Source organism: Paracoccus thiocyanatus (assembly GCF_900156255.1).
Classification (GTDB): domain Bacteria; phylum Pseudomonadota; class Alphaproteobacteria; order Rhodobacterales; family Rhodobacteraceae; genus Paracoccus; species Paracoccus thiocyanatus.
This window is the reverse complement of sequence record NZ_FTMK01000012.1, coordinates 1-20,942: the sequence shown is the minus strand read 5'-3', so window position 1 is coordinate 20,942 and position 20,942 is coordinate 1. Positions and strand designations below refer to the sequence as shown.

Genomic DNA, 20,942 nt, shown 5'->3' with positions numbered 1-20,942 from the left:
CTCCTCTGTGTGTTGACGCCTTTGCTCGCTCGTGTCAATATGAGAACATAGTTCTCGTATAGAGAACAACGGAGGAGAGAAAACATGACAAAGACCGCTGCCCTCGTCCTGATGGGAAGCCTGCTTTCGACCGCTGCCTGGGCTGATCCCGTCACCCTGCGCCTGGGTCATGCCGTGTTCGAGCAGCACCCGATCCACGACACCGCCCTGCGCTTTCAGGAAGCGGTCGAGCGGCTGTCGGATGGCGACATCAAGATCGAGATCTTCCCGTCGCGCCAGCTTGGCGACGTAAAGGAATTGATGGAGGGCGTGCAGTTCGGCACCGTCGACATGACGGTGAACTCGACCTCGGCATATTCCACGCTGGAGCCGTCGATCGACGCCTTCCAACTGCCGGGTCTGATCCACGATTATGAAAGCTTCGCCGCCATGGCGAAAACGCCCGAGGCGCGGGCGATCATGGACCGGCTGGAAAATCACATGATGGTCGCCCTGGGGGTCTATGACGGCGGGCAGCGCCATTTCCTGACCGTCGGCGCGCCGGTCGAAAGCCTGGCCGACATGCATCACAAGAAGACCCGCGTCGCGCCCAACCGGATGTTCCTGGATGCGTGGCAGGCCGTGGGCGTGAACCCCACGCCGATGGCCTATGGCGAGGTCTATTCGGCGCTGGAAACCGGCACGCTGGATGCGGTCGAGATCAACCTGACCTCGATCGAAAGCGAGAAATATTATGAAATCGCCAAGGGCGTCACGCTGACCGGCCATTATTTCTGGCCCAGCTTCCTGCTGGTCAACCAGATGAAATTCAATTCGCTGACCCCCCAGCAGCAAGAGATCATGCGCCAGGCCGCCGAAGAGATCGTCGAGCCGCAGGTGATGGCGGTCAAGGAACTGGACGAGCAGATCAAGGCCCATCTGGCCGAACTGGACATCCCGGTCGTGACCCCTTCGGACGCGTTCCGGGCCGAATTGCAAGCCGCCTTCGCCCCGGTGGTCCAGAAATACGAGGCCGCCGACCCGCTGATCGCCGACTTCACGGCCGCGGCGAAAAAGCTGGCCCCGGCGGCGCAATAACCGGCGGGCGCAGTTCGGCGCCCATTGCCGCGTTCTAAACGGAGAAACCCATGCCCAAGCTCTGGCGCGCCTATGTCGCGGCCGTGGAAGCATTCTGCTTTGCCGGGATCGGCGCGATCCTGGTGATCGGCACCATGCAGGTCGTCTGGCGCTACGTCTTCAACAGCTCGCTGTTCTGGTCCGAGGAAGCGATGCGCTATCTGATGATCTGGATCGTGATGATCGGTGCCGGGCTCAGCTATTCCCGCGGCCAGTTCCTGGGCATGCGGCTGGCGGTGGACCGCCTGCCGGCCGGCCTGCGGCGTGTCGCCAATCTGGTCTCGGCCGCTCTCATGCTGGTCTTTCTGGCGGCGATCCTGTGGTTCGGCACCAGGTTCGCCTGGATGACGCGGTTGCAGACCGCGACGGCGCTGGGCTTTTCGCTGTTCTGGGTCCATGTCGCGATCACCGTCGGCGCCGCGCTTCTGGCGCTGCATGTCGCGCTGAACGAGCTCTTCGGCATCGCGCGGGAAGAAAAGCCCGATGAGCACCCGATGGGCGCGGAGGAGGCGCTGTGATCTGGCTTGGCTCGATTTTCGCCCTGACGCTGGCCCTGGGCATGCCGATCGCCTTCGTGCTGGGCATCAGCGCGCTGGGTTACTTTTATTTCACCGGCCAGACGCAATTCCTGATCGTGCTGCCGCAGCGGATGCTGGCCGGGATGGACATGTTCGTTCTGCTGGCCATCCCGCTTTTCGTGCTGGCGGGCGCGATCATGGATGTGGGCGGGCTGACCCGGCGCCTGATCGGCTTTGCAAATTCGGTCGTCGGCCGGTTCCGCGGCGGCTTGTCGTTGACGGCGGTCTGGGGCTGCTTCCTGTTCGGCGGCGTCAGCGGATCGGCGGCGGCGGATGCGGCGGCCATCGGCACGGTGATGGTGCCGGACATGAAGCGGCAGGGCTATGACGTGGATTATTCGGCGGCGCTGATCGCGGTTTCGTCGCTGATGGCGCCGCTGGTGCCGCCCTCGATCGCGATGATCATCTATGGCGCGCTGTCGGGCACCTCGATCTCGCAACTGCTGGTCGCGGGGCTGGCGCCGGGCTTCATGCTGGCGGTGTTCCTGTCGGCCTATGCCGTCTGGATCGCGCATCGCCGCGGCTATCCCAAGGCGGCCAGGCAGTCGCTCTCCTCGATCCTTCGGGGCTGCTGGCAGTCCATCCCGGTGATGCTGCTGCCGGTCATCATCGTCGTCGGCATCCGCGGCGGCATCTTTACCGCGACCGAGGCGGCGGCGGTCGCCGCGATCTATGCGCTGGTCATCGCCACCGTCGTCTATCGCGCGATGAACTGGAAATTCCTCAAGGAGGCCTTCGTCGCCACGGCGATCATCACCTCGGCGATCTATTTCCTGGTCGCGGTGGCCAATGTCGCCGGCTTCATCTTCGCCATCGAGCAATTGCCGCAAAAGACCGTCGCCCTGCTGACCGGGGTCTCGGACAACAGATACGTGATCCTGCTGATGGTGAACCTGATCCTGCTGTTCCTGGGCATGTTCCTGGACACGATCGGGGTGCTGATCCTGACGGTGCCGGCACTGATGGCCATCGGCAACCTTCTGGGGCTGGAGCCGGTGCATCTGGGGGTCATGGTGGTCTTCAACGTGCTGGTCGGCTTCGTCACCCCGCCGGTCGGGCTGTGCCTGTTCGTCATCGCCGGCGTGACCGGCCGGCCGATGGAGCGGATCGCCTACAGCGCCCTGCCGATGATCGGGATCGCGCTGTTCGTGCTGGCGCTGATCACCGTCTTTCCCGAAATCTCGCTGTTCCTGCCGCGGGTGCTGGGGGTGGCGGGATGACGGATCTTTCCGTGCAGGTCGGCCGGACCCGGCTGAAGAACCCCGTCATCGCCGCATCGGGCGAGCATCTGATCGAGGATGCCGGCATCCTGTCGGCCGTCGCGGCCGGGGCAGGGGCGGTGGTGATGAAGTCCAGCAACGATTCGGCCGCGGCGCAGCGCCAACTGTTGCAAGCCGAATATGCCGCGCTGGATGCGCATTGGAACCGGGTCGGCTGGGGGCCTGGCGCGCCGCGCGACGCGACGGTGCTGACGCGCTCGGGGTTGACGCCGCTTGGCTTCGAGGAATGGCTGGACCAGGCGCGGCGGATGGATGCGGCGGCGCGCAAGGCGGATTGCGTCCTGGTCGCCTCGGTCGTCATGGCGGGGATCGAGGACGCCGTCCGCCGCGCCCGCGCCGTCGAGGACGCCGGCCTGCGCGTCTTCGAGTTCAACATCGGCACCCCCTATGCCAGCCAGGCCGCCAGGGGCGCGGTCAGCACCGAGCTTTCGCCCGCGCGCGTGGCGGAACTGGTCGGGCAGGTGACATCGGCGGTGTCGATCCCGGTCTGGGTCAAGCTTTCGGGCCAAAGCGAGCGGGTTCCCGACCTGGTCGCCGCAGCCACCGGCGCCGGGGCGGATAGCGCGGTGATTGCCGGGCGGGCGCTGGGGCTGGTGCCGGATCTGGAGACCATGCAGCCGATGCTGGGCACCAGTTGCGGCATCGGCGGCTTCTGGAACCTGCCGCTGACCTGCCACTGGCTGGCGACGACCCACGCCAGGCTGGGCCCGGACCGGGCGCTGATCGGCATCAACGGCGCCTGTTCGGGCCATGACGTGGCGCGGATGATGCTGGCGGGCGCCTCGGCGGTGGGGCTTTCCTCGGCCGTCATGCTGCGCGGCTGGGACGTCATCCGCGATGCCGTCGCCGATCTGGAAGCCTATTGCGCCGGCAAGGGCGCAAGCGCCCGCGACCTGGTCGGGCGCGCGGCCGATGCGCGCCGCAGCTTTGCCGAAATGCCGGTCCTCGATCAGGTCTGGCGCAACCATGTTCCCGCGCCGCTGGCGCCGGGCGAAACAGTCAGGAGAAACAGATGACTGCCGAACAAAGCCGCATTGACGACCTGATGAAGGGCGCGGTCGATCTGCATGTCCATTCCGGCCCCTCGCTGCATCCGCGCAAGCTGGACCATATCGCCGCCCTGCGCGAGGCCGACCGGGCCGGCATGGCCGCGGTGCTGCTCAAGGACCATTACTATCCGACCATGCCGCTGGCGACGCTGATCAACCAGAACATGGGCTTCAAGACCAGGGCCATCGGCTCGATCGTGCTGAACAATCCGCTGGGCGGGCTGAACCCTTCGGCCGTGGATTACGCGCTGAAGCAGGGCGCCCGCGTGGTCTGGATGGCGACCGCCCATGCCCGGAACCACATGGAGCACGAGGCCCAGAAACCCGGCTTCAAGTTCCCGCAGAACAGCAAGAAGACCGTGGCCCCCATTCCGCTGACCCTGACCGACGAAAGCGGCGCGGTTCGCGACGAGGTCAAGCATATCCTCGACCTGATCGCCGAGGCCGATGCGGTCGTGTCGGGCGGCCACCATCACGCCCGCGAATTGCTGTCTTTTTATGAAGAGGCCAAGGCGCGGGGCGTGAAGCGTCTGTTCCTGAACCACCCGACCTATGTGAACGATTGCAGCCTTCAGGATGTCGCGCATCTGGTCGGCATGGGGGTCAAGATGGAGCATTCGGTCTGCATGTTCATCCCCTCGACTTTCCAGCTTTTCGACGCAGATCACCTGCGCGCGGTGATCGAGGCGGCGGGCGTCGACAACACCTTCTTCGGCACCGATCTGGGCCAGACCGGCAACCCGAACCCGGTCGAGGGCATGCGCCAGATGATCGCCATGCTGATCAAGCTGGGCCATGACGACGACGACATCCGCAAGATGACCTCGACCGTCGGGGCCGAACTGGTCGGGCTGGAAGCATGAGGGGGCTGAAGGCACGGATCAACGCCGGCGAGACCGTCATCGGCAGCTTCGTCAAGACGCCCGCGCCGCATGTCGTCGAGATCCTGGGCCTTGCCGGGCTGGATTTCGCGGTGCCCGACCAGGAACATGCGCCGCTGGATCTGGGCGCGATGGACCAGCTTGCGCTGGCGTCGCGCGCGGCGGGGCTGCCTTTGGTCGCGCGCTGCTGGGGGCAGTCGCCGGCGCGCATCTCGCCGCTGCTGGACCTGGGCTGCGCGGGGGTGATGGTGCCCCATGTCGCGGATCGCGGCACGGCCGAGGCGGTCATGGCCGCGGTCAAGTTCGGCCGGGGTTCGCGCGGCCTGTCGCCTTCGCCGCGCGCGGGGCGTTACGGCACCCTTGCCGCCCCGGACTATACCGCGAAAAGCGACGCCGAAACCGTGGTGATGCTGCAAATCGAGGACAAGGAGGCGCTGGAGCGGCTGGACGAGATCGCCGCCGTGCCGGATATCGACGTGCTGTTCGTCGGACCTGCCGATCTGTCGCAATCGCTGGGCTGCGGCTTCCCCTCGGCCGAGCTTGACGCGGCGATCATCCGCGTGATCGCGGCCGCCCGGCGCGCAGGTGTCGCCGCGGGCCTGTTCGTCGGCGACGAAAGCCAGATCGCCCCCTGGCGCGAACGTGGCGTCAGCGTCTTCGTCTGCGGCTCGGACCAGGGGCTGCTGATGAAGGGCGCGCGCCGGATCATCGAGGCGGGCCGCGCTTGCTGAGCCCGCGCTGACAGGAAAGGATTTTCGCGATGTATAAAGACAAGGACCCCCGCGCGGCCCTGTTCGCCGCGGCCTCGGCCCCGCCCCGCACCGGGCTGATCGCCGAGGAACAGCTTGCCGAGTTCGACAAGACCCCGCCGCAGGAAGATAGCGATGGCCGCAAGGTCTGGTATCAGCGCGGCTGCAATTTCGTGCTGGCCTATGCCGAGGCGCAGCCGGGCGCGAGCTTTGCCCGCGCCGGCCAGCCCGACGAATATGTGCTGCTGCTGCCCGATCGCCCCGCCCTGGTCGAGGCGAATGGCGACAGCCGCGAGGTTGCCGGCAATTCCATCGTCTTCGTGCCGCCGGGCGACAGCCGGGTGACGCTGCCCGAAGGGGGCAGGCTGGTGCGGCTGTTCACGGCCGCGGCCGCCGATCTGGTCGCGCTGTGCCCCAATGCCGATGCCTATGCGGCCGGCCGCAGCCATATCCCGCCCTTCCAGCCCTGGCCCGAACCCGCCGGCGGCTTGCGCATCCGCGCCTATGACCTGGACGTGAAGCCGCAAGAGGGGCGCTTTGGCCGCATTTTCCGCTGCACCACCTTCATGGTGAATTTCCTGGACGTGCAGCAGGGACCGCGCGATCCAAGGAAGCTTTCACCCCATCACCACGACGATTTCGAGCAGTGTTCCTTGGCGCTTGCCGGCAGCTTTACCCATCACCTGCGCTGGCCCTGGACGGTGGATCGCAGCGACTGGCGCGAGGACCGGCATATCGCCGTCGGCGCGCCGTCCTCGCTGGTGATCCCGCCGCCGGTCATCCATACCACCGAAGCCAGCGGCGCGGGCGAGAATGCGCTGGTGGACATCTTCTGCCCGCCGCGGCTGGATTTCTCGATGCAGCAGGGCTGGGTGCTGAACGATGCCGATTATCCGGTGATCCCGCAGGGCTGAAGCCGGCGGCTCCAACGGGCAGGGCGGGGCGGCCCGTTCGGCCTTCGGGCCTTCGGCAGGCCTGCGGCCAAGCCCTCGCCACGGGCCTTTCGCGGATCGACACTAGGCGGCCTGCCGGAATCCGCTGCCTGCCGACCCGCAGATCAATCCTCTGCGCGCGCCCCCGTCCGCAGGGGCGCGCGGCTGTATTCGTTGCCGGCCTCGGTCGCCTTGCGCAGCAGCGCGACGAATGCCTCGGCCTCGGCCGGGGTCAGGCCGGCCAGCGTGCGCTGCTGCACCTCGGCGATGGCCGGGGCAAGCTGCGCCAGCGTGTTCTGCCCCGCCGCGGTCAGTTCCAGCACCCTTGCGCGGCGGTCCTGCGCGCTGACGCTGCGCGACAGCAGCCCCTTGCCCTCCAGCCGGTCGACCACCCCGCCGATGGTGACGCGGTCATGCGCGATCAGCCCGGCCAGCGTGGCCTGATCCACCCCCGGATGTTCGGCCAGGGCCGCCAGCGCCGCGAATTGCACCGGCGTCAGGTCCACCCCCGCCTCGTCCATCCGGGCGGCGAAGATCGCGGTCGAGATCTGGTTCAGGCGCCGGACCAGATGGCCCGGCAGATCGTAAAGCGTCGTCATGGCACCGGCTCGCTTGCGTTCGCCGCAGGCTAGGCAAGCCCGCGCAGGATGACAAGTGTGCTTATCATATTGACTAGCATACTGATGGTTAGTATACGTCTTTATTATCGGACCCCGCGGCATCGGGGCGTATCCTGAGGGAGGATAGAATGCAGTTTCACCTTGACGGCTTTCGGCCTGGCGACCCGACCCATCATCCGGCCGCGCAGGTGGATGCGGCCGGGAACGACGGGGACGTCGATGTGCTGATCGTCGGCAGCGGCCCGGCCGGGCTGACCCTGGCGGCGCAACTGGCCATGTTTCCCGCGATCCGCACCCGCATCGTGGAACAGAAGCCGGGGCCGCTGGAACTGGGTCAGGCCGACGGCATCGCCTGCCGCACGATGGAGATGTTCAACGCCTTCGGCTTTGCCGACCGGGTGATGAAGGAAGCCTATTGGGTGAACGAAGTCACCTTCTGGAAGCCGCAGGACGGCGATGGCCCGATCATGCGCCACGGCCGCATCCGCGACACCGAAGACGGGCTTTCGGAATTTCCCCATGTCATCCTGAACCAGGCGCGGGTGCATGACTTCTATCTTGAGGCGATGCGTCACGCGCCGACTCGGCTGCAACCGGATTACGGGCTGCAACTGGCCGGCCTGACCATCCCCGACGACCCCGCGCAGCCGGTCCAGGCGCGGCTGCGCCCGGTGGGGGCCCAGGACGATGCCCGCGACCAGATCGTCCGCGCCCGCTATGTCGTCGGCTGCGACGGCGCCCGCAGCCAGGTCCGCCGCCAGATCGGGCGGGAGTTGCGCGGCGAGGCGGCGAACCAGGCCTGGGGCGTGATGGACGTGCTGGCCTATACCGATTTTCCCGACATCCGGCTGAAATCCGCGATCCATTCCGCGCAGGAAGGCAATATCCTGATCATCCCGCGCGAAGGCGGCTATCTGGTCCGGCTCTATATCGAACTGGACAAGCTGGCCGAGGACGAGCGCGTCGCCTCGAAGAACATCACCCAGGACAAGCTGATCGCCGCCGCGCAGCGGATCCTGCACCCCTATGTGCTGGAGGTGAAAGAGGTCGCCTGGTGGTCCGTCTATGAAATCGGCCAGCGGCTGACCGACCGCTTCGACGACCTGCCCGACGATGCCCCGGCCTCGCGCATGCCGCGGGTGTTCATCGCGGGCGACGCCTGCCACACCCACAGCCCCAAGGCGGGGCAGGGCATGAACGTCTCGATGCAGGACAGCTTCAACCTGGGCTGGAAACTGGCGGCGGTGCTGCGCGGACAGGCCGATGCCGGCTTGCTGCGCAGCTATTCGGCCGAGCGGCAGGGCGTCGCGCAAGAACTGATCGACTTTGACCGCGAATTCGCCCGGATGTTCAGCGCCCGTCCCAAGACCGCCCAGGATGACGGCGAAGGCGTCGATCCGGCCGAGTTCCAGCGCTATTTCGTCCAGCACGGCCGCTTTACCGCCGGCACGGCGACGCGCTATCGCCGCTCGGAGCTGACAGGGCCGGACACGCATCAGCATCTGGCGGCCGGGTTCCCGGTCGGGATGCGCTTTCACTCGGCGCCGGTGGTGCGGCTGGCCGATGCCCGGCCCATGCATCTGGGCCATGTCGCCCAGGCCGACGGGCGCTGGCGGATCTATCTGTTCGCCGATGCGCAGGGGCTGGCGCCCGGCTCGGGGCTGGTGCGGCTTTGCGAGCGGTTGGAGCGCGAGGGCTCGGCCCTGCGCCGCCACACCCCGGCGGGCGCGGATCCCGATGCGGTCTTCGACATCCGCGCGGTCTTGCAGCAGTCCCACCAGTCGCTGTCGATGGACGAGCTGCCGGGGCTGCTATGGCCGCGCAAGGGCCGCCACGGGCTGCGCGATTATGAAAAGGCGTTCTGCGCCGATCCGGCCGCGGGCGACATCTTCGATCTGCGCGGCATCGACCGCAAGCGGGGCTGCATGGTGGTGGTGCGCCCCGACCAATATGTCGCCCAGGTCCTGCCGCTGGAGGACGACGCGGCGCTGGGGGAATATTTCGCGGGCGTGCTGCGGGCGGCGGGCTAGGTTCCGGCCGCCTGCGTCCTAGCCGCGGGCCGGGCCGGCCCCAGCCGCCCCCGTCCCTGGTCCCGGCCCGAAGCCCTGGGCGATGACCCGCATCACCGCCTGGCGGAACAATAGCTGCGCATTGGTTTCGGGCTGGCTGGCGCGGGTCATCAGCCCGACCGGACCCTGCGTCAGCGTGGTGTCCAGCGGCAGCCGCACCAGCCGGCCCTCGGCGATCTCGCGCGCCACCACCCCGGTCGAAATGAACCACACCGCATTGCCCTGGCGGGTGAAGACGCGGCCAAAGGCGTCCGACACGGTCTCGATCCGGCGGGCCGGGCGCAAGATGCCATGCGCGATCAGCAGCCTTTCCACAAAGGGGTGGATCGCCGCGGTCTGGGTCGGATAGATCACAGGGAAATCCCCGATCCGGCTTAGGTCGGGGTCGGACAGGATCGGATGGCCCGGCCGGACCACCACCGCCACATCCTCCAGGTAAAGCTGGGTGAAACTTAGTCCCTGCATGGTTTCGGGCGCGCCCAGCCGCCCGATCACCACGTCAAGATCGTCCGAACGCAGCAGCCCCATCAGGTGCCCGTGCCCGCCATCGGCGATGGACAGCCGCAGATGCGGCGCGGCCTGCTGCAACTCTGCCACCACCTCGGGCATCAGCCGCGCCGAGACCGAGGGCAAGGATCCCACCCGCAGGGACAGCTCGGCCGCCTGCGCCTCGGCGGAAATGCCCGCCAGCCCCTGCGACAGCGCCGACAGCGCGTTCAGCGCATAGCCGTGGAAGAATTCCCCCTGCGCGGTCAGCGCCACGCCGCGGCGGCTGCGGGTCATCAGGCTTGCGCCGACGATTTCCTCCAATTCGGCCATGGTGCGCGAAATCGCCGGCTGGGTCAGATACAGCGCCTCGGCCGCGCGCTTGAGATTGCCCTGGCGGACGATCTCGACAAAGGCCTGCACATGTCTCAGCCGAATCCTGCGGTCCAATACTTGCCTTTTTTGATAATTATAAAACTCAATTACTCATTTTACTTGCGGTGCGCGGCAGGTCAAGTTCAGTGGCAGCAAGGGGGGACCGTCATGCGTAGTCAGGTCGTTATCATCGGTGGCGGGCCGTCCGGGCTGCTTCTGGGCCAGCTTCTGCACCGCCAGGGCATCGAGGCCGTGGTGCTGGAGCGCAAGACCCGCGACTATGTGCTGGGCCGCATCCGCGCCGGGGTGCTGGAAACCGGCCTTGTGCGCCTGATGGAGGAAGCGGGCGTGGCCGACCGCCTGCACCGCGAGGGCTATGTCCACGACGGCACCCAGATCGCCTGGGACGGCGGCATGTTCCATATCGACTTCAAGAAGCTGACCGGCACGCCGGTGGTCGTCTACGGCCAGACCGAGGTGACGCGCGATCTTTACGACGCGCGCGAAGCCGCGGGTGCGCGCACCGTCTTCGAGGTCGAGGATGTCGTGATCCACGATGCCGACGGCGACCGCCCCTATGTGACCTATACAAGCGCCGGGCAGGGCCATCGCATCGACTGCGATTTCGTCGCCGGCTGCGACGGGTTCCACGGCATCAGCCGCCAGACCATTCCGCTGGATGTCCGGCGCGAATACGAAAAGACCTATCCCTTCGGCTGGCTGGGCATCCTGTCGGAAACGCCCCCGGTCCACGAGGAACTGATCTACGCCAATTCCGACCGCGGCTTTGCGCTGTGTTCGATGCGCAATGCCAACCTGTCGCGCTATTACATCCAATGCGCGCTGTCGGACCATACCAGCGACTGGACAGATGCCGCCTTCTGGGACGAATTGCGCCGCCGCCTGCCTGCGGATGTGGCCGACCGGCTGGTCACGGGTCCGTCGATCGAGAAATCCATCGCGCCGCTGCGGTCCTTCGTGACCGAGCCGATGCGCTGGGGCCGGCTGTTTCTGTGCGGCGACGCCGCCCATATCGTGCCGCCGACCGGCGCCAAGGGGTTGAATACGGCGGCCAGCGACGTGCAATACCTGTATAACGGGCTGGTACAATATTACCGGGACAAGGACAGTGAGGGCATCGACCGCTATTCCGAAAAGGCGTTGCTGCGCGTCTGGAAGTCCGAACGCTTCAGTTGGTGGTTCAGCGGCCTGCTGCACCGCTATCCGCACCAAAGCCCCTTCGACCTGAAGATGCAAAAGGCCGATATCGCCTTTTTGCGCGACAACGAATCGCAACAGCGCGCATTCGCGGAAAACTATGTGGGGCTGCCTTACTGATGCGGACGATCCAGGCAAATGGCGCGGATCTGCATGTCGCGGTGTCGGGACCGGAAACCGGGCCGGCGGTGGTCTTTGCGAACTCGCTGGGCACCGATCTGCGGGTCTGGGACGGGCTGATCCCGCATCTGGCGCCGGGCCTGCGGCTGGTGCGCTATGACAAGCGCGGCCATGGCCTGTCCCAGGAAGCCCCCGGCCCCTACGGCATCGAGACGCTGGCCGACGACGCGGCGGCGCTGATCGCGGCGCTGGATCTGGGGCGGGCGGTCTTCGTCGGCCTGTCCATCGGCGGGCTGATCGGGCTGTCGCTGGCCGCCCGCCATCCGGGCCTGCTGGCGGGGCTGGTGGTGTCGAACTCGGCCGCCCGGATCGGCGATGCGGCGATGTGGAACGCCCGCATCCAGGCGATCCGCGACGGCGGGCTGGCCAGCATCGCGGCGCCGACGATGGAGCGCTGGTTTTCGCCCGCCTTCCGGGCGGCGGGACGCGATGCGCCCTGGCGCCGGATGCTCGCCCGCCAGCCGCAGGGCGGCTATGTCGCCTGCTGCCAGGCAATCGCCGGGGCCGATCTGACCGATGCGGCCCGCGCGCTGGACCTGCCGGTGCAGGTGATCGCGGGCGGGCTTGACGGCTCGACGCCCCCGGACCTGGTGCGGGCCACCGCCGGGCTGATCCCCGGCGCGGGCTTCGACCTGATCGCGGATGCCGGGCATATTCCCTGCGTGGAGGCGCCGGCCGCCCATGCGGCCATTCTCAACCGTTTCTTCAAGGACATCGGCCATGCCTGACCGCCCCGTCCCCGACGCCCTGGTCCAGGACCGCCACAAGACCGGCATGAGAACCCGCCGCGAGGTGCTGGGCGATGCGCATGTGGACCGCGCAGAGGCGCAGACCTCGGATCTCGACCAGCCGTTCCAGGACCTGATCACCGTTTCGGCCTGGGGCACGGTCTGGGCCTCGGACGCCATCAGCCGGCGCGAGCGTTCCATGCTGACGCTGGCGCTGCTGGCGGCGACCGGCAATTGGGAGGAGATCCCCATGCATATCCGCGCCACCGCCCGCACCGGCGCCAGCCAGCGCGACGTGGTCGAGGCGTTCCAGCATGTCGCGATCTATTGCGGCGTGCCCAGGGCCAACCACGCGCTGAAACTGGCCAAGCAGACCTTTGCCGAGATGGAAGAGGAGGAGGAGAGCCGATGACCCCTGCCGAATATTACCAGCGCGACCGACGCATCCACCCGCCGGCGCTGACCCCCGACTACAAGACCTCGGTCGCGCGCAGCCCGCGCTTCAGCCTGATCAGCCTGCAAGGCTCGATGTCGGAAATCACCGGCCCGACCTTTGGCCATGGCGACATCAGCCCGATCGACAACGACCTGATCAAGAATTACGTGCATGGCGGCGACCCGATCGGCGAGCGCATCATCGTCCACGGCCGGGTGCTGGACGAGAACGCCCGCCCCGTGCCGAACACGCTGGTCGAGGTGTGGCAGGCCAATGCCGGCGGCCGCTATCGCCACAAGAAGGACAGCTACCTGGCGCCCATCGACCCGAATTTCGGCGGCTGCGGGCGCACCATCACCGATGCGGACGGCTATTATTTCTTTCGCACCATCAAGCCCGGCGCCTATCCCTGGCGCAACTGGGTCAACAACTGGCGGCCGGCGCATATCCATGTCTCGGTCTTCGGCCATGCCTTTTGCCAGCGGCTGATCACCCAGCTTTATTTCGAGGGCGACCCGCTGATCCCGCTCTGCCCCATCGTGCAGACCGTCCCGGACGCCCAGGCCATCGACCGACTGACCGCCAAGCTGGACATGAACGCGGGTGTGCCGCTGGACAGCATCGCCTATCGTTTCGACATCGTGCTGCGCGGGCGCCGCTCGACCATGTTCGAGAACCGGCTGGAGGGGAACTGATGACACCTGTCGATGCACGGGCCAACCGCCCGCAATACCTGCCGGAAAGCGCGTCGCAGACCGCCGGCCCCTATGTCCATATCGGGCTGGCGCCGGGGGCGGCGGGCTTTCAGATCTTCGACCGGGAACTCGGCTGGGACATCGCCGGGCCGAATGCCGCAGGCGAACGCATCCGGGTCGAGGGGCTGGTGATCGACGGCACCGGCAGCCCGGTCAAGGACGTGCTGATCGAGATCTGGCAGGCCAATGCCGCCGGCCTTTACGCCCATCCCGAGGCGGGCGGCGCGGTCGAAGACGGCTTTCGCGGCTGGGGCCGGGTCATCACCGATTTCGAGACCGGCGAATGGGGTTTCGACACCGTCAAGCCCGGCCCGGTCCGGGCGCGGGGCCGCATGGCATCGGGCGTCGCCCAGCGGGTGCGCGACAGCCATCCCGACTGGCAGGGCCGCGCGGCCGAGGACAACGTGCCGATGGCGCCGCACCTGAACCTGTGGATCGTCGCCCGCGGCATCAATATCGGCCTGAACACAAGGATGTATTTCGACGACGAGGCCGCGGCCAACGCCACCGATCCGGTGCTGAACCTGATCGAATGGGAACGCCGCCGCGCCACGCTGATCGCCAGGCGCACGGTCCGCGACGGCAAGCCGGTCTATCGCTTCGACATCCGCCTGCAGGGCGAGGATGAAACGGTGTTCTTCGATGTCTGATCCGGCCGGCAAACCCTGCATCATCTGCGTCGCCATCACTGGCAGCCTGCCGACCAAGGAAAACAACCCGGCGGTCCCGATCACCATCGCCGAACAGGTCGAATCGACGCATGAGGCGTTCGAGGCGGGCGCCAGCATCGCCCATTGCCATGTCCGCGACGACCAGGGGCGCCCGACCAGCGACCCCGACCGCTTCGCCGCGCTGAAAGAGGGGCTGGAGAAACACTGCCCCGGCATGATCGTCCAGCTTTCGACCGGCGGGCGGTCGGGGGCGGGGCAGGCGCGGGGGGGCATGCTGCCTCTGCGCCCCGACATGGCCTCGCTGTCCGTGGGCTCGAACAACTTTCCGACGCGGGTCTATGAAAACCCGCCGGACCTGGTGGACTGGCTGGCGGCCGAGATGCTGGAATACGGCATCAAGCCGGAAATCGAGGCGTTCGACCTGTCCCATATCCTTCAGGCCAAGAAGATGGCCGACGACGGCCGGCTGGCCGGCACCCCCTATGTGCAGTTCGTGATGGGGGTGAAAAACGCCATGCCCGCCGACCGCGATGTCTTCGACTATTACATCCATACGGTAAGGCGGCTGTTCGGCGATGACGCGCCCTGGTGCGCCGCCGGCATCGGGCCCAGCCAGATCGTGCTGAACGAATGGGCGATTTCCTCGGGCGGGCACGTGCGCACGGGGCTTGAGGACAACGTGCGGCTGGACCGCGAGCGGCTGGCGCCCTCGAACGCGGCGCTGGTGGCCCGCGCGGTCGATCTGTGCAGGAAATACGACCGCCCCGTCGCGACATGGCGGCAGGCGCGGCAGATCCTTGGGCTGCGGATGGTCTGATGGCGGCGGGTACCCTGTTCGGACAGCTTTACGGCGATGGCGAGATGGCGGCGATCCTGTCGGATCGCGCAGCCATCGCGGCCATGCTGCGGGTCGAGGCTGCATTGGCCCGCGCCCAGGCCGGCCTGGGGGTGATCCCGGCCGCGGCGGCCGAGACGATTGCGCAGGCGGCAGGGGTTCTGGAACCCGACCCGGCAGAGCTTGCCGCGGCAGTGGCGCAGGCCGGCATTACCGCGCAGCCGGTTATCGCGGCGCTGAAATCCGCGGCGGGGGATGCCGCGGCCTTCGTCCATTACGGCGCCACCTCGCAGGACGTCGTGGACACGGCGCTGGCGCTGCAACTGCTGGCGGCGCTGGACCTGCTGGGCGGGCGGCTGGAGCGTCTGGCGGCGCTGCTGGCGCAGAAGGCCGCAGCTCACGCCGAGCTGCCGATCCCGGCGCGCACCCGCCACCAGATTGCCGCGCCTACCACCTTGGGCGCCAAGATCGCGGTCTGGCAGGGGATGGCCGCGCGCAACCGGCAACGGCTGGATCAGTTGCGGCCGCGGCTGCTGCTGGTCTCGCTGCACGGGGCGGCGGGGACCGAGGCCGCGCTGGCCGGTCACGGCCCGGCGCTGCGCAAGGCCATGGCGGCGGCGCTGGGGCTGGGGGTGCCCGACGGGCCCTGGCACGCGGCCCGCGACGGTATCGCGGAACTGGCGGGCTGGCTGTCGCTGGTCACGGGCGGGCTTGGCAAGATGGGTCTGGACCTGGTGCAGCTTGGCCAAAGCGAGATCGCCGAACTGGCGGCGGGGTCGGGGGGCGGTTCGTCCACCATGCCGCAAAAGCAGAACCCCGTCGCGGCCGAGGCGCTGGCGACGCTGGCGCGGCTGAATGCCGGCGATCTGGCCGGGATGCACCAGGCGCTGGTCCATGCGCAGGAACGCGACGGCATCGCGCTGGGGCTGGAATGGAACCTGCTGCCGGGAATGCTGGAACGCGCGGCCGCAGCGCTGCGCATTGGCTGCGATCTGGCCGAGACGCTGGCCCCGCGCCCCCAGGGCATCGCCGCCACCTTCGCCGCCGACCGCGGGCGGATGGCGGCCGAGGCCGCGGGCTTTCTGCTGGCCGAAACCATGCCCCGCGCCCAGGCTCTGCGGATCGTGGCGCAGGCGCTGGCGCAGGTTGCCGCGGGCGCGTCCCCCACGCTGGTCGATGCGCTGGCGCAACTGGCCCCCGGCCGCGACTGGGCCAAGGCGCTGCGGCCCGAAAACCTGACCGGCGCCGCGCCCGACCAGGCGCGCGCCGCATGCGACCGAACTGAACAATGCAACGGGAGGAAACCATGAAAACCCTGATCCTGTCCGCCATCGCCTCGCTTTCGCTGGGCGGCGCGGCATTCGCCGCCGATGTGACGCTGCGCGTCCATCACTTCCTGTCGGCCGATGCGCCGATGCAAACCGAAATCCTGACCCCCTGGGAAAAGGCCATCGAGGAACAGTCGGGCGGCCGTATCGACGTGCAGCTATTCCCGTCGATGCAACTGGGCGGCAAGCCGCCGCAGCTTTTCGACCAGGCGCGCGACGGCATCGTGGATATCTCGTGGACGCTTTTGGGCTACACCCCCGGCCGTTTCCCCGTGGCCGAGGTGTTCGAGCTGCCCTTCATGTCCGGCACCGCCGTCCAGACCACCGCCGCGCTGCAAGAATTCCAGGCGAAATACCTGGGCGACGAGATGGCGCAGGTCAAACCGCTGCTGCTGCATGCGCCGGCCGGCTACAAGTTCCATATGCGCGGCGGCCCGATCACCTCGCTGGCCGACCTCAAGGGCAAGAAGATCCGCGCCCCCTCGCGCGCGATGACCGACGCGCTGAACGCGCTGGGGGCGACCGCGGTGGGCATGCCCGTGCCCGAGGTCGCGCAGGCCCTGACCACCGGCGTGATCGACGGCGCTCAGATCCCGTGGGAGGTCGTGGGCTCGCTGCGGGTCAACGAGATCACCGACGCCCATAGCGAAATCGGGGTCGAGAACGGCGGCATTTCCACCGCGGTCATGGCGCTGGTGATGAACCGGGCGAAATACGACAGCCTGCCCGACGACCTGAAAAAGGTCATCGACGACAATTCCGGCGCCAGTCTGGCGGTCCTGGCCGGCGAGGCCCTGGACCGGGTCGAGGCCGAGGAGCGCCAGAAAGCCCTGGATGCGGGCGCGCAGATCAACGTGATCCCGTCCGAGCAGATGGAGGAATGGCGCAGCGCCGTGCAGCCGGTCGTGGACGGCTGGGTCAAGGCCATGGACGGCCGCGGCCTGGACGGTCAGGCGATGCTGGACGACGCGCGCGCCATGCTGGCCGCCGCCGGCGCCGAGTAAAGGAAGGACGAGGGCGACATGACCGAAGCCGAACCCCTGACCGAACAGCCCCATCCGGTGCCGGTGCCCGGCTGGCTTGTCACCCTCTGCCGCTGGTTTGCCGCGCTGGGGGGTGCGGCGCTGCTGGCAATGATGCTGATGACCGTGACCAGCGTCACGCTGCGCACATTGCTGGGCTGGCCGATCCCCGGTGATTTCGAACTGGTCGAGGTGCTTTCGGCCATCACCATCTTCTGCTTCCTGCCCTGGTGCCAGGTCATCGGCGGCAATGTGCTGGTGGATTTCTTCACCATGAAGGCCGGTCCGCGCACCAACCACGCGCTAGAATCGTTGGGCGACCTGGTCTATCTGGCGATCGGGGCGCTGCTGACCTGGCGGCTGTGGCACGGGGCGGTGGATTTCTACAGCTATGGGGAACAGACCATGGTGCTGCGCATCCCGATCTGGTGGGGCTTCATCATCGCCATGCCGGCGATGGCGCTGCTGATCGTGACCACCTTCTTCACCTTGATCGGCCATATCGGAAAGGCGCGCGCATGACCGGGATCGCCGCCGGGCTGACGGGTTTCGGGGTGCTGCTGGCGCTGATGGCCATTCGCATTCCGATTGCGGTGGCGATGCTGGCGACCGGCATCGTCGGATATGGGCTGGTCAATGGCTGGATGCCGCTGCTGGCCTTTCTCAAGACCAATACCTATTACCAGTTCTCGACCTATTCGCTGTCGGTGATCCCGCTTTTCGTGCTGATGGGCGAATTCGCCACCCATGCCGGGATGAGCCGGGCGCTTTACCGCGCCGCCGCGGCCTTCATGGGGCATCTGCGCGGCGGGCTGGCCATGGCCTCGATCGGGGGCTGCGCGGCCTTTGGCGCGATCTGCGGATCGTCCCTGGCCACCGCCGCCACCATGGGCCAGGTCGCCCTGCCCGAGATGCGGCGCTATAATTACTCGGGCGCGCTGGCGACCGGGGCGCTGGCCGCCGGCGGCACCATGGGCATCCTGATCCCGCCCTCGGTGATCCTGGTGCTTTATGCGCTGATGACCGAACAAAGCATCGCCAAGATGTTCGTCGCCGCCATGGTGCCCGGCGTGGTCGCGGCGCTTGGCTATATGCTGGCGGTCGCCATCTTCGTGCGCCGCCAGCCCCAGGCGGGCCCGGCCGGACCCCGCGCCAGTTGGGCCGAGCGGCTGGCCTCGCTGAAGGAAACCTGGTCGATCATCCTGATCTTTGCGCTGGTGATCGTCGGCATGTATCGCGGCTGGTTCACCCCCACCGAGGCCGCGGCGGTCGGCGCCTTCGGGGCCTTCGTGCTGGCGGTGCTGCATGGCGGGCTGCGGCTCAAGGGGCTGATCGAATGCCTGCAAGGCACGGCCCGGACCTCGGCCATGATCTTCCTGATCATGCTGGGCGCCGAGATGTTCAACGCCTTCCTTTCCGCCACGCAGACGCCCATGCTTGCCTCGCAGATGATCGTCGAGGCGGGGCTGTCGCCGATGATGGTTCTGGTCGCGATCCTGCTTTTGTATCTGGCGATGGGCTGCGTGATGGATTCCATGTCCATGCTGCTGCTGACCATCCCGATCTTCTATCCGATCATCGCCGGGCTGGATTTCGGCATGGGCCGCGAGGAGACGCTGATCTGGTTCGGCATCCTGGCGGTGGTGGTGGTCGAGGTGGGGCTGATCACCCCTCCGGTCGGGATGAACGTCTTTGTCATCAACGCCATGGCCAAGGACGTGCCGATGTGGGAAAGCTTCAAGGGGGTGATGCCCTTCCTGATCTCGGACCTGCTGCGCATCGTGTTGCTGGTCGCGTTTCCGGCGATCACCCTGGGGCTGGTCCGGGCGCTGGGATAGGTCCGCCCCCGCGGCCGTTCCGTCCGCCCCATGCCGCGCCGTTGCGACAGGCGGCGCGGCGAAACCGAAAGGGCCCCGTCGCGGCCCCTTGGGCAGGCATCCGGGACCGGAATGCCCGCCCGCGGGGGCTGCTCAGACCTCTTGCGCGGTCATCTCATAGGAAAACGCCTTGGCGTCCAACTCGTTCAGCCGGCCCTGGGCGTTCAGGCCCTGCGGATACATCAGGAAGGGCAGGGCGCCGTCCACGCCGGGCAGGGCCACGTCGCTGGCGGTGTTATAGGCCAGCCAATTGCCTTCCCAATTGCCGAAAAGCGCCGCGTTGACCGGCGCGACCAGCGGATCGGCCGGGTCCTTGATCCAGCGGTCGGTCTCGGCCCGCATCACCTTCAGCACGTCCGCCGGGTCCATCGCCACCCAGCCATGGCCCGCCAGCCAGACCTCGGCCCGGCAATGCTGCGCGCCGGTCACGTCCGGGCTGTTCGCGCCCAACTGCTTGTAGCCGAAGGCCGAGGGCGCCACCCGCACGCCGTAGATGTCGCGCGCCGGCACGCCCGAGGCCCGCGCCAGCCCCACGAAAAGCCCGTTCAGGTCGGCGCATTTGCCGCCAAGGCCGGCGCTGGTCAGCGTGGCCTGGATGTCGCCCGGTCCGCAGCCGGGCGTGTCCAGGTTGCGATAGCAATGGTTGACGATCCAGGCATAGATCGCGGCGATCTTCTCGCGGTCGCTGGTGGCGCCTTTGGTGATCGCGCGCGCGCGTTCCAGCACCACGCCGTCCAGCGGCTTGAGGTTGGAACCTTTCAGCGCCGCTTCCAGCACCGCCGGATCCTCTTGCACGTCCGAGGTGCGGTTCCAGTCCGCCACACGGTTGCGGGTCTGGATGCGGCTGACCAGTTCGACCGTGGGCTCGGGGGTCGAAGGGTCGAAGCGCGCGTGCAGCATCCGCGCCCCGCTGGCCGGATCGGTGACGATGGCGGCTTCGCTGGCATTGCCGGTGAAGCTGTGATCCAGGCTGCGCTGGTATTCCGTCTCGACCGCCGGCACCGGCAGCCAGACCTGCGTCGCGCCCTGGGCCGCAAGCCGGACCTGGCTGCGCAGTTCGAAGCTGCGCCAGCCGCTGGCCGCCGGGGCGAAGCCGCGCGGCTCGGGCGCTGCCCGCAGCAGGCCGGGCAGGGCGGGCATCGCGGCGGCCGCCAGGCCGAGTTTCAGCAGGTTGCGTCGGTTGGTGCGGGTCATGATGTCCTCCGGTTTTCTCGGGTCTATGCTGCGATGATACGGGAACACTGCGCGGTAATCGTAACGTCAGGCATCGAACGAAGTCGCATCGGGCTGGACCGCGCCGCCGTTGCCGGGCGGGGCGTTTCGACAGGATACCCGCCCGCCAGCAGAACGAAAGGTATTTCGTTATCCACCGCCGCCGAGCCCCCTGACCGCCACCATTGCCCGTTGCACGCTTCATTCCAGCAACGTTTTGGGCCGTGGCGGATAATGGCGCGGCCGATTGGGATGATGAAAGGGGAACCCATGCCGAACAAAGCCACAGTCCGGGGCGTTCTTTTGGACGCCACGCTTGCGCCGGTCGCCTTTGGCAAGATCGTCGCGACGCTTCACGGCTCGGATGTCTTCGACGGGGGCGTGCGGGTGGTGACGCAAAAGGTCGAGGCGACGACCGGCGCGCAGGGGGAATGGTCGCTGGAGCTGATCGTGAACGGCGAGGGCGAGGCGGGCACCACCACCTGGACCGTCGAGGGCTATAACCAATATGTCGTCAAGGTGTTCGAGGCCAAGGCGCTGTTCCT

General features: G+C 67.6%; 21 protein-coding genes and 1 pseudogene. 19 read left to right on the top strand and 3 right to left on the bottom strand.

What is annotated here, in order from left to right:
• Positions 1-84: 84 nt before the first annotated feature.
• From F3H32_RS10250 to F3H32_RS10220, 7 genes are read left to right on the top strand one after another with little or no spacing between them, the layout of a single operon-like run.
• Positions 85-1,077: a TRAP transporter substrate-binding protein gene (locus F3H32_RS10250; protein ID WP_149765774.1), complete on the top strand. Its 993-nt coding sequence runs from the start codon at positions 85-87 to the stop codon at positions 1,075-1,077.
• Positions 1,078-1,127: 50 nt separating this feature from the next.
• A complete protein-coding gene (locus tag F3H32_RS10245) occupies positions 1,128-1,634 on the top strand; it encodes a TRAP transporter small permease (protein ID WP_149765773.1) in 507 nt (168 codons plus the stop codon).
• Positions 1,631-2,914, top strand: coding sequence for a TRAP transporter large permease (locus tag F3H32_RS10240; protein WP_149765772.1), 1,284 nt, complete (start codon positions 1,631-1,633; stop codon positions 2,912-2,914). Before F3H32_RS10245 ends, F3H32_RS10240 begins: the two co-directional genes overlap by 4 nt.
• Complete coding sequence (locus F3H32_RS10235) at positions 2,911-3,990, top strand: beta/alpha barrel domain-containing protein (protein WP_149765771.1); 1,080 nt, start codon at positions 2,911-2,913, stop codon at positions 3,988-3,990. Before F3H32_RS10240 ends, F3H32_RS10235 begins: the two co-directional genes overlap by 4 nt.
• A complete protein-coding gene (locus F3H32_RS10230) occupies positions 3,987-4,886 on the top strand; it encodes a DUF6282 family protein (RefSeq protein ID WP_149765770.1) in 900 nt (299 codons plus the stop codon). The genes F3H32_RS10235 and F3H32_RS10230 overlap by 4 nt, the downstream gene beginning before the upstream one ends.
• A complete protein-coding gene (locus tag F3H32_RS10225; RefSeq protein ID WP_149765769.1) occupies positions 4,883-5,635 on the top strand; it encodes an HpcH/HpaI aldolase family protein in 753 nt (250 codons plus the stop codon). Before F3H32_RS10230 ends, F3H32_RS10225 begins: the two co-directional genes overlap by 4 nt.
• A 29-nt stretch (positions 5,636-5,664) precedes the next feature.
• On the top strand, positions 5,665-6,567 hold the full coding sequence (locus tag F3H32_RS10220; protein ID WP_149765768.1) for a cupin domain-containing protein: 903 nt from the start codon (positions 5,665-5,667) through the stop codon (positions 6,565-6,567).
• A gap of 143 nt (positions 6,568-6,710) precedes the next feature.
• Here F3H32_RS10220 and F3H32_RS10215 read toward each other — a convergent pair whose 3' ends face one another.
• Positions 6,711-7,184 carry a MarR family winged helix-turn-helix transcriptional regulator gene (locus F3H32_RS10215; protein ID WP_223191411.1) on the bottom strand — a complete coding sequence of 158 codons (474 nt, stop codon included), beginning with the start codon at positions 7,182-7,184 and terminating at the stop codon, positions 6,711-6,713.
• 149 nt (positions 7,185-7,333) lie between these two features.
• Here F3H32_RS10215 and F3H32_RS10210 point away from each other — a divergent pair, with 149 nt between their 5' ends.
• On the top strand, positions 7,334-9,235 hold the full coding sequence (locus tag F3H32_RS10210; RefSeq protein WP_149765766.1) for an FAD-binding monooxygenase: 1,902 nt from the start codon (positions 7,334-7,336) through the stop codon (positions 9,233-9,235).
• An 18-nt stretch (positions 9,236-9,253) separates the two neighbouring features.
• Here the strand turns inward: F3H32_RS10210 and pcaQ are convergent, their stop codons facing one another.
• Complete coding sequence (gene pcaQ / locus F3H32_RS10205) at positions 9,254-10,210, bottom strand: pca operon transcription factor PcaQ (RefSeq protein ID WP_149765765.1); 957 nt, start codon at positions 10,208-10,210, stop codon at positions 9,254-9,256.
• A 93-nt stretch (positions 10,211-10,303) separates the two neighbouring features.
• Here pcaQ and pobA point away from each other — a divergent pair, with 93 nt between their 5' ends.
• From pobA to F3H32_RS10155, 10 genes are read left to right on the top strand one after another with little or no spacing between them, the layout of a single operon-like run.
• Positions 10,304-11,473: a 4-hydroxybenzoate 3-monooxygenase gene (gene pobA / locus F3H32_RS10200; protein WP_149765764.1), complete on the top strand. Its 1,170-nt coding sequence runs from the start codon at positions 10,304-10,306 to the stop codon at positions 11,471-11,473.
• A complete protein-coding gene (gene pcaD, locus F3H32_RS10195; protein WP_149765763.1) occupies positions 11,473-12,261 on the top strand; it encodes a 3-oxoadipate enol-lactonase in 789 nt (262 codons plus the stop codon). The genes pobA and pcaD overlap by 1 nt, the downstream gene beginning before the upstream one ends.
• Positions 12,254-12,673, top strand: coding sequence for a 4-carboxymuconolactone decarboxylase (pcaC, locus tag F3H32_RS10190; protein WP_149765762.1), 420 nt, complete (start codon positions 12,254-12,256; stop codon positions 12,671-12,673). The genes pcaD and pcaC overlap by 8 nt, the downstream gene beginning before the upstream one ends.
• Complete coding sequence (gene pcaH, locus F3H32_RS10185; protein ID WP_149765761.1) at positions 12,670-13,392, top strand: protocatechuate 3,4-dioxygenase subunit beta; 723 nt, start codon at positions 12,670-12,672, stop codon at positions 13,390-13,392. The genes pcaC and pcaH overlap by 4 nt, the downstream gene beginning before the upstream one ends.
• Positions 13,392-14,102: a protocatechuate 3,4-dioxygenase subunit alpha gene (locus F3H32_RS10180; protein ID WP_149765760.1), complete on the top strand. Its 711-nt coding sequence runs from the start codon at positions 13,392-13,394 to the stop codon at positions 14,100-14,102. Before pcaH ends, F3H32_RS10180 begins: the two co-directional genes overlap by 1 nt.
• Positions 14,095-14,940, top strand: a complete 846-nt coding sequence (locus F3H32_RS10175; protein ID WP_149765759.1) for a BKACE family enzyme — start codon at positions 14,095-14,097, stop codon at positions 14,938-14,940. Before F3H32_RS10180 ends, F3H32_RS10175 begins: the two co-directional genes overlap by 8 nt.
• On the top strand, positions 14,940-16,268 hold the full coding sequence (locus F3H32_RS10170) for a lyase family protein (protein WP_188128640.1): 1,329 nt from the start codon (positions 14,940-14,942) through the stop codon (positions 16,266-16,268). The genes F3H32_RS10175 and F3H32_RS10170 overlap by 1 nt, the downstream gene beginning before the upstream one ends.
• The gene (locus F3H32_RS10165; protein ID WP_149765757.1) at positions 16,265-17,290 is read left to right on the top strand and encodes a TRAP transporter substrate-binding protein; all 1,026 of its coding nucleotides are present in this window, start codon (positions 16,265-16,267) and stop codon (positions 17,288-17,290) included. The genes F3H32_RS10170 and F3H32_RS10165 overlap by 4 nt, the downstream gene beginning before the upstream one ends.
• Positions 17,291-17,308: 18 nt before the next feature.
• On the top strand, positions 17,309-17,830 hold the full coding sequence (locus F3H32_RS10160) for a TRAP transporter small permease (protein ID WP_149765756.1): 522 nt from the start codon (positions 17,309-17,311) through the stop codon (positions 17,828-17,830).
• Positions 17,827-19,146, top strand: coding sequence for a TRAP transporter large permease (locus F3H32_RS10155; RefSeq protein WP_149765755.1), 1,320 nt, complete (start codon positions 17,827-17,829; stop codon positions 19,144-19,146). The genes F3H32_RS10160 and F3H32_RS10155 overlap by 4 nt, the downstream gene beginning before the upstream one ends.
• A 132-nt stretch (positions 19,147-19,278) precedes the next feature.
• Here F3H32_RS10155 and F3H32_RS10150 read toward each other — a convergent pair whose 3' ends face one another.
• Complete coding sequence (locus F3H32_RS10150; protein WP_149765754.1) at positions 19,279-20,379, bottom strand: transglutaminase-like domain-containing protein; 1,101 nt, start codon at positions 20,377-20,379, stop codon at positions 19,279-19,281.
• 288 nt (positions 20,380-20,667) lie between these two features.
• Here F3H32_RS10150 and F3H32_RS10145 point away from each other — a divergent pair.
• A pseudogene (locus F3H32_RS10145) lies at positions 20,668-20,942 on the top strand (hypothetical protein); the annotation flags it as partial.

Coding starts and splice junctions, on each gene's coding strand:
- F3H32_RS10250 (WP_149765774.1), top strand. CDS start 85: ATGACAAAGACCGCTGCCCTCGTCCTGATGGGAAGCCTGCTTTCGACC.
- F3H32_RS10245 (WP_149765773.1), top strand. CDS start 1,128: ATGCCCAAGCTCTGGCGCGCCTATGTCGCGGCCGTGGAAGCATTCTGC.
- F3H32_RS10235 (WP_149765771.1), top strand. CDS start 2,911: ATGACGGATCTTTCCGTGCAGGTCGGCCGGACCCGGCTGAAGAACCCC.
- F3H32_RS10230 (WP_149765770.1), top strand. CDS start 3,987: ATGACTGCCGAACAAAGCCGCATTGACGACCTGATGAAGGGCGCGGTC.
- F3H32_RS10225 (WP_149765769.1), top strand. CDS start 4,883: ATGAGGGGGCTGAAGGCACGGATCAACGCCGGCGAGACCGTCATCGGC.
- F3H32_RS10220 (WP_149765768.1), top strand. CDS start 5,665: ATGTATAAAGACAAGGACCCCCGCGCGGCCCTGTTCGCCGCGGCCTCG.
- F3H32_RS10215 (WP_223191411.1), bottom strand. CDS start 7,184: ATGACGACGCTTTACGATCTGCCGGGCCATCTGGTCCGGCGCCTGAAC.
- F3H32_RS10210 (WP_149765766.1), top strand. CDS start 7,334: ATGCAGTTTCACCTTGACGGCTTTCGGCCTGGCGACCCGACCCATCAT.
- pobA (WP_149765764.1), top strand. CDS start 10,304: ATGCGTAGTCAGGTCGTTATCATCGGTGGCGGGCCGTCCGGGCTGCTT.
- pcaD (WP_149765763.1), top strand. CDS start 11,473: ATGCGGACGATCCAGGCAAATGGCGCGGATCTGCATGTCGCGGTGTCG.
- pcaC (WP_149765762.1), top strand. CDS start 12,254: ATGCCTGACCGCCCCGTCCCCGACGCCCTGGTCCAGGACCGCCACAAG.
- pcaH (WP_149765761.1), top strand. CDS start 12,670: ATGACCCCTGCCGAATATTACCAGCGCGACCGACGCATCCACCCGCCG.
- F3H32_RS10180 (WP_149765760.1), top strand. CDS start 13,392: ATGACACCTGTCGATGCACGGGCCAACCGCCCGCAATACCTGCCGGAA.
- F3H32_RS10175 (WP_149765759.1), top strand. CDS start 14,095: ATGTCTGATCCGGCCGGCAAACCCTGCATCATCTGCGTCGCCATCACT.
- F3H32_RS10170 (WP_188128640.1), top strand. CDS start 14,940: ATGGCGGCGGGTACCCTGTTCGGACAGCTTTACGGCGATGGCGAGATG.
- F3H32_RS10165 (WP_149765757.1), top strand. CDS start 16,265: ATGAAAACCCTGATCCTGTCCGCCATCGCCTCGCTTTCGCTGGGCGGC.
- F3H32_RS10160 (WP_149765756.1), top strand. CDS start 17,309: ATGACCGAAGCCGAACCCCTGACCGAACAGCCCCATCCGGTGCCGGTG.
- F3H32_RS10155 (WP_149765755.1), top strand. CDS start 17,827: ATGACCGGGATCGCCGCCGGGCTGACGGGTTTCGGGGTGCTGCTGGCG.
- F3H32_RS10150 (WP_149765754.1), bottom strand. CDS start 20,379: ATGACCCGCACCAACCGACGCAACCTGCTGAAACTCGGCCTGGCGGCC.